Raw genomic sequence first — 12,199 nt, 5'->3', positions numbered from 1 at the left:
AACTTTTAGTGATAGACATATAAAGAGTTAGAAATCTTTATAATTGACTTGAATTAGGAGGTAGTGAATATGAGTGATCAGAATGTAAAAGCAGCACAAAAATATTTAAATGCGATGTTTGGTGGACATAAGGATTGGGTAAAACTGGATGAAGATGGAAAGACCGGAACAGCCGTGATGCAGGGAATCATTCGTGCATTTCAGATTCAGAATGGAATCTCAACGATTACAGGAACGGTTGGACCACTTACTATTAATACCATGAAGAAGTTAGCCATTATTACAAAAATGGATCCGAATGATACTCCGCAGGTTAATGTATGCTTGATTCAGTGTGCTCTGTTTTGCAAAGGATATGCTGCTGGAGGAATTACTGGAATTTATTATACATCAGGAGTAAATGCAGTTAAAAAGATGCAGGAAAATGCAGGACTGGAAGTTACGGGCAAAATTGATTGGAAAGTTTGGTCTGGATTGTTATCCCTAAACTGGTTTACAAAGGTTTCTGGTGGGGATTCCAATATTGTTCTTATTCAACAGCAATTAAATAGTGACTGGTCAGATGTTATTGGTGTTGGACCTTGTGATGGAATTGCCTCAAGACAGACAATTTTGTCTTTAGTTGGTGCATTGCAGGCGGCTGAAGGAGTTACAACTGAATTAATTACAGATTTGAATTCAGTTAATTTTGGCGATGCAACAACAAATGCGTTTCCGGGTACATTACAGAACGGACAGAACTCGACGAAATATGTTCCATTTAATAAGATTGCTCAATACGGACTATATTTTAACGGATATAATCCGGGAAGATTCGATGGCGTGTTTGATTCGACTACAGAGTCAAAGGTGTCAGAATTTCAGGAGTTTTATGGTCTGACAGGAATTGGACTTGTAACAAAAGGAAAAGTAAATGTTTCTACTATGAAATCATTGCTTACGAGTAAAGGCGATACAAACAGGGCAGCAAAAGCGTGTGACTGTGCAACAGTATTAAATAAACAACAGGCATTAGATATAAAAAATGCAGGGTATACTCATGTAGGACGTTATCTGACAGGTTCTGTTGGAAAAGAACATACACCGAAATATTTGACATCAACAGAAGTGAAAAACATTGAAAATGCAGGATTATCGGTATTCCCGATATATCAGGATGGAGGATATGAATTAAACTATTTTAAGGATCCGTCCCAGGGAAGTGTTGATGCACAGACAGCAATTTTAGCAGCCGAGAGAATCGGTATACCAAGTGGAACGACTATATACTTTGCAGTGGATTTTGATTGTTATTCATATCAGATTGATACATTTATTATACCTTATTTTGAACAGATTCACATGATCTTTTTCAGTTCGACAAATGATAAAAATTATAAAGTCGGCATTTATGCACCAAGATATGTATGTACTAAAGTTTATGAAGCAGGATTGGCAAGTAAATCATTTGTGGCAGATATGTCAACTGGATTTAGCTGTAATTTGGGATATTCGATGCCGAAGAACTGGGCATTTGATCAATTTTGTGAGTTGAACTCATTTTCTTCATCACCTTCGTTCCCACTGGATAAAGATGCATATTCAGGGAGAGATACTGGATTTAAAAAGTTCGATGCCGTATCGACAAAAACAGATGAGGAAATAGCGCAAGAAAATCTTCGGGCAAAGGTAAAAATAGCACGAAATCAATATGTCTATAATGTAATGGAGCCGCTTGGTTATCTGAATAAAATTATGGATGTGGGTGTGGAGTATGATAAGGAAATTTCACTGGGAACAATGATGAGTCCTCAAGGAGCAATTGATATTTCTACTAAAATATCCACATCGCTTGAAAGTTCAACTGGTAAAATTTATAATATAAAAGTGGATATAGGAAATGATGGAGAATTGACACAAACTTGCAAAAATCAAATTATGGAGATTTCATCAAATTTATCAGATACAGGTATAGAGGGAGCAGATAACTTTGGAAATACGATAGAAAAAATTGCTTTATCGGTTAAATCTGGTAATATTGCTTTTGAAATAAATAATGTTTTTGCCAATAGTGTAGAGTTTTCCATTGTATTTAGTACATCAGATTTGCTGCCAGAAGAGGAAAAAGAGTGGACAATATCGGTTGCTTTGATTTTTACAATGACATTAAATTCTAATAGTGGTCTTGAATTTAATGTTGTAGAATTCACAAAAGAGCATAGTAATATACTGGCAGGAGCCGTAATATTAGTTCTTGCGGGTGCATTAGTTGTAAATGCAATTCCGTCAATTATTGCTTTATTTTCAGCTGGAGCAGGTACTGTTTTTGGTTTGTTGATTCAAGCGCTGTAAATTGTAAAAGAATAAAAGAGACAATGGCCAGAGGTTCGATTTTATAAAGAGGACCTCTGGCAAAAGGGGGATTAAGAAGAATGCATATTAAATCAATTGTGTCAGATGAGGATAGGGAAGAATTAGAAAGAATGCTTTCGCTTGGGTTTATAATTCCTAATCAATTATTTAAAACAAGACAGAAAAGTAGAATGATTATCTATATTTTTACACCTGTAGAATTTTTACTGTCGATTAATTGTTATCTGTCGGAAAGTTATTTGATGTTTGGAATAGGGATTGGAACTTGTGTGGCTTGTGTGGCTTGGATTATTTGGTATCAAATGATTGGTAAAAATTTTGAAAAAAATGTTCATGAATTTGTCTGGGGTAGATCAGGATATGAAACGGTGGATATCGATGAAAACGCAATTAAAATAGATGAAGATCAAATTTATGAATTTAAAAATATTGATAGAATGTTCTTATATAAAAACTTCTTTTTTTTCATAACAAATGAAAAGAAAATATTTATATTTAAAACGACAGATATGGAGTCGGATGAACTTATAAAAATTATTAAAACAACAGGGATTTTATTTGAAAAAAAAGAAAAACCATTTAATATTTATAAGTATTGTAAAAAAGGAAAAAGTTTTTAAAAATAAGCAGAGGATGGTGGATTTATCATCCTTTTAGAGAAGAGCATGTATTTTAAAGGGAATCTGGTTTTGCAGGTTCCCTTTTTGCCATCAAAAACGTTGATGTTTTATCAAATGACGCTAAAAATAAAAAGAATAATGCAGGGGGTGACATTATTAGTTATCGCTGTAATATTTGGATAAAATATAAATAAAACATAAAAAATATAAATAAATTATAAAATGGCGACAGTTTTTTCTTGTTCAAGTGTTTATTATATAGAGGACAAAATAAGACAGCAAAGGAAGTGGTGCTGTTGCATCGGAAAAATGACACAAAATTAGTGATGTCCATTCGGGAAAAGAATTGAAGGGGATTCTTTTCCCCATTTGTCGTGTTACGAAAGACTGAGGGTAAGAAAATATGCTAGAACTTGCAATCTGTGATGATGACATCATCCTATGTAATTGGTTAGAACAGAAGCTGCTCCATTATGGGAAAGCGAATGACTGTCAGATATCTATAGAAATATACTATTCTGCGGAGCAGCTTCTTAACAGGCTGGAAGAAGAATCCTACGATATGTTATTCCTTGATATTTGTCTGGAACATGAGAATGGAATTGATATCGGAACGGAGATACGAAAGAAAAATTATGGAAAAGAACTGCGGATTACCTATATTTCAACATATCAGGAATATGCTATGAAATTATTCCGTATTCATCCATTTGATTTTCTTGTAAAGCCAATCCGAGAGGAAGAACTTTTCCGGGTGATAGGTGAATTACGGGAACTGTTAAAAGAACGGAAGAAAATATTTGAATATACGGATACAAAAGGAATCCACAAGATTTCTTATGACAAGATCCTGTATTTTTATAGTCTGGGAAAAAGAGTACATATCGTGACATCGGAAAAAGAATATGAATATCGAGGAAAATTAAAGGATGTAGCGGATGTAACAGAAGAATATTTCTTACTGATTCACAAGTCCTATCTCATCAATATGGAACACGTGGAGCATTACGAATATGACAACGTGGTTATGAAAGACAAGACACGTCTCAGTATCAGTAAAGCAAATCGCAAGAAGGTCAGGGAAAGACTATTACAAACGGAGAAGAAAAGATTATGAATATCCATTTGATCACTTATCTGACAAGTAAATTATTCTGGATTTATACTGTGTTCCGTTACAATACCATCCTGTATCCAAAAAATGAGGATACACAAAAGCTATTTGCATATTTTTGTGCATATCTGCTTTCATGCTGGGGAAGCATGCAGTGGGGAACGATGTACGGAGATCTGATCTTTGAGCTGATAGCTCTGTTAATTATAACAGTGGCATATCAGGCAGACTGGCAACATCATGTCTGGAATACACTTATGGTATATATTATGGGAATTTTATGTGATGACCAGTGGTACAGATCCGAAAGGAAATCAGATCAGCTACGTTTATGATAAGAATTATCAGCAGGTCAAAGCAACCGATGCAAAAGGAAATACAATTACTTATAAGTATGACAGCATGGGACGTGTCATAGAAGAGAGTAATAAAGATTTTGGAACAAAGCTCTATGAATATGACAAAGCAGGAAATCTGAAAAAATATACCGATGGAAATGGAAATGCAACCGTATCCAAGTTTGATTCTCTTGGACAGGTGCTTCAGTCCAAAGATGCAGTTGGTAATATAACCAAATATGAATATGACGCATTAGGAAATGAAACCAAGATTACTTATGGAGATGGAAGCAGCCATTCCAAGGAATATGATAACTGCGGAAGACTCGCTAAAGAGACAGATGAATTAGGTGCAGTTACCACTTATACTTATGATGTGGCAGACAATCTGGTATCAAAATCAGATGACAGTGGAAGAACCTGGACTTATACCTACGATAATACAGGAAAGTATCTTACGATGCAGAAGATCATATCACAAAGATTGTGAATACCTGTGGTTCCTGCGGCAAAGTAATCAGTACTTATGAGTACAAGTACAATGATCAGGGATATGTAGTTGGAGAAACAGCTACGGAACTGGAAGCTGGAACAAGAAAGACGCCAAGCTGGGAAGACTGGTACAACTGGGGCGATACACAGAAAGAGACAGACAAAGCAGACTGTGAGCATCAGGAAAAAGAGATCCAGACGACACGTACCTATGAATACGATGACAACTGGGAACTGACACGCTGTACAGAAAAAGCAGAGGGCGGTAAAAAGACAGTCCATAATTATACTTATGACAAGATTGGAAACCGGACCTCTTACGAGAAGATCGAGGATGGTGTCAGCAAAGCAAAATATAACTATAAGTACAACGATTCCAACCAGCTCATCAAACGCACCAATGCAAAGATCTGGGGCGATCCGGGAACAACCTACAGCTATGATAAAGATGGCAATCTGATCCAGGAATGTGATAAGACAAACAGTGCAGATCCGGTTACTTATGAATACACAGCAGAGAATCGTTTGGCAGTAGTAAAACAGGGTGGAACAGTCCTGATGGCAGCCATGTACGATGGAGATAACAACCGGGTATTCGAACTTGATAACACCTATAAATGGGAAGACTGCTATGGCGATGAAGTCCTGATCCCGGCGAACCAGCGTACCGAAGATGGAAACAGCCCGAAAGAGCAGCTTGCCTCTCTGGTAAAAGGCGGTTCCAATGCCAAAGGATACACACTGACAGAGTATATCAACGATATCAATCGCGAGAATACAGAAGTCCTTGCAGAGTATGGAGCAGACGAGAAAGTACGTCAGGCTTATACTTATGGAGAAAGTGGAATCGGAGAACGGGTAAGCGTTGATAAATCGGAAGAAAGCAGTTATTATTTATATGACGGAAGAAACAGCGTGACCGGAATCCTGACCGAAACAGCTAATCTGACGAACAGTTATCAGTATGATTCATACGGTAACCTTACATCAGGAACAGCAGACGGTGTCAATTACTACGGTTACAATGGGGAGTCCACAAATGTAAAAACAGGACTTCAGTATCTGCGGGCAAGATACTATAACGCAGAGAACGGAACCTTTACAACTGAAGATAGTGACCTTGGAACGACAGAAAATCCATTGACCAGAAACCGCTACGATTATACGACCAATAATCCGCTGAATTACAGTGATCCGACAGGACATTCATTGTGGAGCAGGATTAAGAGTACAGCTAAAAAAGCAGCGAAAGCAGTCAAGAGTGTCGGCAAGAAAATCGTTAATACTGCGAAAAAGGTAGTCAAAACAGTAGTAAATACAGCTAAGAAAGCAGCAAAAACTATTGTTAACACAGTGAAGGGGGTAGCAAAAACTGCCAAAAATGCAGCTAAACATGCAAAACAGACATATCAATCTGTGAAAAATCGTGTAACCAGTAGCAGTACATATCAAAAGATCACATCCAGAGGAAGTCAGTTTATTCGTTCTGTAAGCAATGGGGTACAGAAAATTGGAAAAACTTATACATCTTTCAAATCCTATGTTTCAGAAAGAACGGCAGAAATCCGCTCAGAAGTGGTACGACATATGTGTACGACAACAAATCGTATTACAGATAAGCTTGGAAAAGTAGACTGGAATGCGGTGAAAAAAGTAGCCATTGGTATAACTGCGGTTACAGTTTCTGGTCTTGTAGTTGCTGCAACAGGCGGTTTGGCTGCAGGAGCAGTTCTGGCAGCATTGCCAGCAATGGGTGGCTTAGGAACGGCGATGGTTTCAGGAGCAGTTATTGGAGCTATTGGTGGAGCTTCATATAGTGCAGTGAATTCAGGTTTGTCTGGAAATAGTCTGAAACAAGTAGCAAAAGATACGTTAGTCGGTGGTATTGCAGGAGCAGTGACAGGTGGCGTTATGGGTGGCCTTAGTTATGGGGCTGGGAAACTTTTGAATGTAGTAAGGAGTGCAGGAAGTACCCATAATGATGGGATTGATAAATCGTTTAAAAAATTAGTTGCAGAAGTAACCGAAACAAAATTGCCAGAAGGCACTTGGGAAAAACCACCATTAGAGCGAGGAGATATTATTGACAAAGCTATGGGAAATAACTTGGGACACAATTTCCCGACCATAGATAAAGTAGAAAATGGTGTTGTGACTAGTGTTAAAAGCCGAGACTTAGGTGCAAAGACTTATCAAAATGGTAATAAATTGGAAAAGGTAATTGTCAAGGACATTAATAAAGTTTCAGGATTTATAGGAGAAACATTTAATGGTAAATTTGTTAATGCGGAAGAAATAGTGGGTAGACAATTACAAGTAGTTGTTCCAAATGTAACATTAAGCGAAGCTCAGATAAATGCAGTTAATAATGCTACAAAACATGGTATTGATAAAGGTGTTAAACTCATTATTACAGTAGGAAAATAATAGCAAAGTAAATAGCTTAAGGGGAATATTTTATTCCCCTTAAGTAATAGAGAGGAGAAAACGGATATGATTTCTGTATATTATAATCAAAAATATGGTTTCTTAATTGTGCCTAATGCCATTGAAAGGTTTATGGGATGTTATATTTCTATCGAACCTACAATTGAAATTATGGCTGAAGAAACAATAGATAAGATAGGCTGTGCAATTAGAAAAGGAATAAAAATTGCAGAAAGTTCCCCAAAAGTAGACGAATCTCAATTAAACAATTTTTGGAAACAAACAAAATATAAAAGTTTTCCAACATTTTCCAAGAATTATCAAAGAATTGATTTGAAACAAAATGGAGATGAATTAGAAATTAGAAGATGGGAACGGAATAATAGAGGGGGATATTCGCGAAAAACGGAAGAAAAAGATTATATTAATTTTATAGAAATGTCGGATTATGAATTGGGCTTGTTTATAAAAAAAATGTTTGAACCATGTGAAATTAGAATTGATGAAACAGAAAGATTTGAAACATTAGAGGGGAAAATAATTAGTTATTCGATTCCAAATGAGCATTATAAAAATATTGGTGATGGTCATACAGATTCTTATATGACATATAGAAATGAAGATTATGATAAGTTGTATATTTCTTTTTTGATAGGTGATGGAACTGATTGTACAGATGAAGTAAGCATAAAAAATCATTACAAAAAAATATACAAGCAAATGTCGAATATTAAATTTGAAAGTAAATGTAATAAAAAATATGTACATTTTTTAACAGAAAATGGAGAAGTATTGCTGAGTTTTATTGATAATGGTTATGTGGAGTTTTTTATGTGCATTCCATATAATATTGAAAGAAAAGTTCAAAAGGAGTCAATAGAACAGTATTTAAAAATGTTATTTTCGATAAAAATTGAAGATAAATAAAGCGTGAAGGAGAGAATATGCAAAAGAAGAATTGTGTTTTGTGCATAAGTATAGGAATTATAGTATGTATATTGTTATCAGCTTGCTCCAGACAACCAGACTTTGATGCCAAATCCTACGTCCAAAGTTCTCTTGATGCACACTATCATGGAGAATATAAGGACTATGCGAATCTGTTAGAAATCTCGGAAAAAGATGCCAAGAAAGAAATCGAAGAGGATTTTAATGAGAGTATCCAACAGCAATTTGATGATTCCGATAACATTACGGATAAAGGAATTGCTGATTATGCGGAAAAACTGACAGAAGTAAAGAAACTGGCAAAATACAAAGTACAAGATGTGAAAGAAGAGGATGGAGTCTATACAGTAAGTGTACAAGTTGAACCATCCAATGTATTTCAGACATTGCAACAAAGCTCTACAGAGGTAAGCAATGAAAAAATAAAGCAGGGATTGGATGGAAATGATCCGGAAGTCTTTGCAGCTGTATTAACAGAAAGTGTCCAGAAGAGTCTTGAAAAGAACAGATATGGAAAAGCTGTTACTGTAAACGTATCCGTGGAAAAAGATAACTCAGGAAAATATGGTCTTTTGGATACAGAGATGAATAAGTTGGAAGCAGCGATGTTCCCAACAGAATAAGAATGAATGGAAAGCTATCAGAGGAAAAAAACTGGTAGCTTTCTTTTAAACTCCAAGACAAGAAAACTTGTTAAAAAAGCTATTGTAATAGTAGAAAAATTATAATAAATAATGGATGACAAGAGTCTTTTATTCATTATGAGAAAAAGAAGGAATCTCCTATGAACCAACAAGAAATATTCACGTAAGATGGAAAAAAGTGCTGTAATCGAAGAGGTTGCAGCATTTTTTTCTTCGACATTTTTCGAACATTATAACGTACCTATCCGGTCACCGCCATGCTCCGATTTGATTTCTATATCAAAAATCAGATCGGAGGAAAGATAAATGGCTTATAACAAGACAAGTGAAGAACGAAAGTGGAATTATTGGAAAGAACAGGAAGAAAAGAAATTGCGTGAACTGGGAATGGAAGAAGAGAAGATCCAAAAGCTGCGCCAGATGGACAGGGAAGACTTTCTGGAAGAGCGCAGATACCGGGAACATCTGGATGAAACGATGCAGGATATGGATTCCATAAAAGAAAAGGACAGCGAGCTGTTTGCAAGGGATGTAAAGGAGCTTCTGGATCACATAGGTGATAAGCGAATCTATGAACTATTGAAAGAAACGGAGCATCAGACACTGGAAATCCTCTTACTCAGTACATGGGGATATTCTGGAAGAGAAGTTGCTAAGATTATGGGAATGGCAGAACAGACGATTTATACCAAAAGAAACCGTTTGAGAAAAAAATTAAAAAATTTATCAAAAATTGAATAATTATGGCGTTTTTCGTCGGCTATTTAATAGGCAGGTAAATTTTGCCAGTGTACTTTGACAACCTCATACCAGCATTACAGGTACGTTCCCGTAAGTAGAAGCGTGGCAGGAAGACGCGAGGACAGATGAAAAGGGCATGGAAGAAATTAGACCAGAAAGTGAGAGGCAGAGTTCTTTTGTGGCGTTTTCGTTTCGAGCGAATCATCTTTAACTGAAACAGGACCGTGGCGGTCTTTTGCGAGGATCACTTACGAGGGGATAATGATACATAGGAACTGCCAGTGAGCAGAGGATGGACTTTGGGTTGTAATCAGCAAGACTTTTAGAAAATCCGTGAGCGGTGCAATGCCAAGCATCCGCCTGTAATGTTCCCGTAAGGCAATGGGGGAGTCGAGGACAAATACAACGCCAAAAATCAAAAGTATAAGAAATCAAGGAAGAATGTGTCGTTGATATCAGATACATACGGCTGTAGGGAGAAATCCTTTACAGCCGTATTGATGTGATATCAGCACGCATATCAGGTAACAAATTATGTATTACACAAGAGAATATCTCAATAGAGCGCATCGAGAAATTGATACTATTTTCCGAGTGCTGTTCCCGGAACATGGAATGGCAGTAAGGGAAGAACAGATTATGTTATGCCACAAAATGCTGGATAACCTGCTGGGAAGAAACATAGCACTGTGTGACGCGGGTGTCGGTATCGGCAAGACGTATGCCTATCTGGTGGCCTGTGTTCTGATGAGAAAATATTCCCTCCTTGCAGAAGGATGTTCCCCTTATGAGCAGCGTCCGGTCGTGATATCCACTTCCAGCATTGCACTCCAGAAAGCAATTCTTACAGAATATATCCCTTTTCTCTCCCGGATTCTTCAGGAGAACGGGACGATTCAGGCCCCTATTAAAGCTGTGATACGAAAAGGGAAAGAGCATTTTGTCTGCGATGAGAGGTTGGAGCACCGAATCGTTGCAATCGAAGAAAAAAACAAAAATGCGTTGCAGAAAGAAGCTCTGCTGTCGTTGAAAGAACATTATGATATGGACGAAGTATCTAATTTAAGTGGGTTTGACCGAAGAATGGTGAATGTACCAAAGTTCTGTTCGGGAGACTGCCCGAAAAGAGGCTCATGCAGGTATCAGCAGTATCTGGAGCGTTCCAGAGATAATGAAATGTTCATTCAGATTTGCAATCACAATTATCTGCTGGCTGATGGTTATCACAGGCTGCAGGATTACCGTCCGTTATTAAAAGACTACAGAGCATTGATTGTCGATGAAGCACATAAGCTGCCAGATGCGGCAAAGCAGATGTTCGGCAAGAGTCTGTGCTATGACGATATCCGGGAAGTCTGCTTTTATCTTGGGAAAGAGTACCAAGGCCCGGAGATAAGGAAACTGTCAGGGACGATTCGGATGGTGCTGGATATCATAGGAGAAAACCACAGAACCAGATATGGGATAAAAGAAGAATTCCACATGACAGAAGAGTGTGCAATGTATTTATATGAGGGGATACAGACCATGAATAAGATCATAGAAAAATTAGAAAAGAAGATTCCGAAGTGGATCAGAAATAAGCTGGAAGAAACCAGAAGTGTGTTGGAATGCTTTTTCCATCAGGATAAGAAGTATGTACTGCATCTGAAGCAAGACCATGATCACAGGATTATATTGTGTGCATCCAGCAGACGGATTCCACAGTATCTGGACCAGATGTTATGGAGCAGAGGAATGGGAGCGATTCTTACAAGCGGAACTTTAAAAACCGGACAGGGATTTTCCCATATTCGGAAGATGACAGGACTACAGGTAGTACGAAGAGTCCGGGAATATGTGGCAGACTCCCCGTTTGAATATCAGAAGAACTGTCTGTTGTATCTGCCAAAGAATTTCAAAAAATGCAGAAGAGGAAGTCAGGAAGAGGCAGAGATGATAGCAGGTCATATCCATTCACTGATCTGTTCGACTTACGGGCATACGCTGGTGCTGTTCACGTCTTATCATTTGATGGGAAACGTTTACCAGATGTTAAGGGATGAAATTCCATTCCCGATGATAGAGGTGTGGAGACATTCATCGGAAGAAATCACAAGATTTAAACAGATGGACAATGCTGTCCTTTTTGCAGCCGGCTCCTGCTGGGAAGGAGTAGATTTCCCCGGAGATATGGTATCCTCGTTAATCATTGTAAGACTGCCCTTTGCTGTTCCTGATCCCATCAGCGAAGCACAGAAGAAGGAATATGCCAGCCTGAAAGATTATATTCAGGCAGTGATTGTTCCAGACATGCAGAAAAAATTAAGACAGGGATTCGGACGGGCTCTTCGCACCGAGACAGATACTTGTGTCGTGTCCATTTTAGACGAGCGTGCAGGAGAAGGCGGCAGGTATCATGAGGAAGTGATGTGTGCGCTTCCGAGCTGCAAGATGGCAAAAGATATCAAGGATGTCCAGCACTTTATCCGAAACCGGAAAGGCGTGGAATACTACCTGTAGCCGTTCGTGGTTCTGCTACAG

10 protein-coding genes are annotated in these 12,199 nt (G+C 37.8%); all 10 read left to right on the top strand.

Features of this window, described 5'->3' with window-relative positions:
* The first annotated feature begins 69 nt into the window (after window positions 1-69).
* The 10 genes from PG766_RS02625 (at window position 70) to PG766_RS02580 (ending at window position 12,178) form a co-directional block, all read left to right on the top strand.
* Window positions 70-2,331, top strand: coding sequence for a glycoside hydrolase domain-containing protein (locus PG766_RS02625; RefSeq protein ID WP_007884642.1), 2,262 nt, complete (start codon window positions 70-72; stop codon window positions 2,329-2,331).
* 80 nt (window positions 2,332-2,411) lie between these two features.
* Window positions 2,412-2,972 carry a hypothetical protein gene (locus tag PG766_RS02620; protein WP_006426967.1) on the top strand — a complete coding sequence of 187 codons (561 nt, stop codon included), beginning with the start codon at window positions 2,412-2,414 and terminating at the stop codon, window positions 2,970-2,972.
* A gap of 403 nt (window positions 2,973-3,375) precedes the next feature.
* On the top strand, window positions 3,376-4,089 hold the full coding sequence (locus PG766_RS02615; protein WP_015513340.1) for a LytR/AlgR family response regulator transcription factor: 714 nt from the start codon (window positions 3,376-3,378) through the stop codon (window positions 4,087-4,089).
* Window positions 4,086-4,421, top strand: a complete 336-nt coding sequence (locus PG766_RS02610; protein WP_055158805.1) for a hypothetical protein — start codon at window positions 4,086-4,088, stop codon at window positions 4,419-4,421. Before PG766_RS02615 ends, PG766_RS02610 begins: the two co-directional genes overlap by 4 nt.
* Window positions 4,372-4,914: a hypothetical protein gene (locus tag PG766_RS02605; protein WP_270590366.1), complete on the top strand. Its 543-nt coding sequence runs from the start codon at window positions 4,372-4,374 to the stop codon at window positions 4,912-4,914. The genes PG766_RS02610 and PG766_RS02605 overlap by 50 nt, the downstream gene beginning before the upstream one ends.
* The gene (locus tag PG766_RS02600) at window positions 4,911-7,343 is read left to right on the top strand and encodes an RHS repeat-associated core domain-containing protein (RefSeq protein ID WP_243000750.1); all 2,433 of its coding nucleotides are present in this window, start codon (window positions 4,911-4,913) and stop codon (window positions 7,341-7,343) included. Before PG766_RS02605 ends, PG766_RS02600 begins: the two co-directional genes overlap by 4 nt.
* A gap of 66 nt (window positions 7,344-7,409) precedes the next feature.
* Window positions 7,410-8,270: a contact-dependent growth inhibition system immunity protein gene (locus PG766_RS02595; RefSeq protein WP_007884653.1), complete on the top strand. Its 861-nt coding sequence runs from the start codon at window positions 7,410-7,412 to the stop codon at window positions 8,268-8,270.
* A gap of 17 nt (window positions 8,271-8,287) precedes the next feature.
* Window positions 8,288-8,914, top strand: a complete 627-nt coding sequence (locus PG766_RS02590; protein ID WP_007884654.1) for a hypothetical protein — start codon at window positions 8,288-8,290, stop codon at window positions 8,912-8,914.
* Between the two features lie 327 nt (window positions 8,915-9,241).
* The gene (locus PG766_RS02585; protein WP_007886453.1) at window positions 9,242-9,676 is read left to right on the top strand and encodes a helix-turn-helix transcriptional regulator; all 435 of its coding nucleotides are present in this window, start codon (window positions 9,242-9,244) and stop codon (window positions 9,674-9,676) included.
* 534 nt (window positions 9,677-10,210) lie between these two features.
* Window positions 10,211-12,178, top strand: coding sequence for an ATP-dependent DNA helicase (locus tag PG766_RS02580; RefSeq protein ID WP_270590364.1), 1,968 nt, complete (start codon window positions 10,211-10,213; stop codon window positions 12,176-12,178).
* Window positions 12,179-12,199: the final 21 nt, after the last annotated feature.

It is taken from the genome of Coprococcus sp. LG101-27, assembly GCF_027695515.1.
Taxonomy (GTDB): Bacteria; Bacillota; Clostridia; order Lachnospirales; family Lachnospiraceae; genus Allocoprococcus; species Allocoprococcus comes.
Note: the sequence above shows the minus strand (reverse complement) of the source record. Positions and strands in the feature narration are given on the sequence as shown.

Excerpts from the sequence above, each read along its gene's own strand:
- PG766_RS02615 (WP_015513340.1), top strand. The coding sequence starts at position 3,376 with ATGCTAGAACTTGCAATCTGTGATGATGACATCATCCTATGTAATTGG.
- PG766_RS02610 (WP_055158805.1), top strand. The coding sequence starts at position 4,086 with ATGAATATCCATTTGATCACTTATCTGACAAGTAAATTATTCTGGATT.
- PG766_RS02620 (WP_006426967.1), top strand. The coding sequence starts at position 2,412 with ATGCATATTAAATCAATTGTGTCAGATGAGGATAGGGAAGAATTAGAA.
- PG766_RS02585 (WP_007886453.1), top strand. The coding sequence starts at position 9,242 with ATGGCTTATAACAAGACAAGTGAAGAACGAAAGTGGAATTATTGGAAA.
- PG766_RS02605 (WP_270590366.1), top strand. The coding sequence starts at position 4,372 with ATGACCAGTGGTACAGATCCGAAAGGAAATCAGATCAGCTACGTTTAT.
- PG766_RS02625 (WP_007884642.1), top strand. The coding sequence starts at position 70 with ATGAGTGATCAGAATGTAAAAGCAGCACAAAAATATTTAAATGCGATG.
- PG766_RS02595 (WP_007884653.1), top strand. The coding sequence starts at position 7,410 with ATGATTTCTGTATATTATAATCAAAAATATGGTTTCTTAATTGTGCCT.
- PG766_RS02580 (WP_270590364.1), top strand. The coding sequence starts at position 10,211 with ATGTATTACACAAGAGAATATCTCAATAGAGCGCATCGAGAAATTGAT.
- PG766_RS02590 (WP_007884654.1), top strand. The coding sequence starts at position 8,288 with ATGCAAAAGAAGAATTGTGTTTTGTGCATAAGTATAGGAATTATAGTA.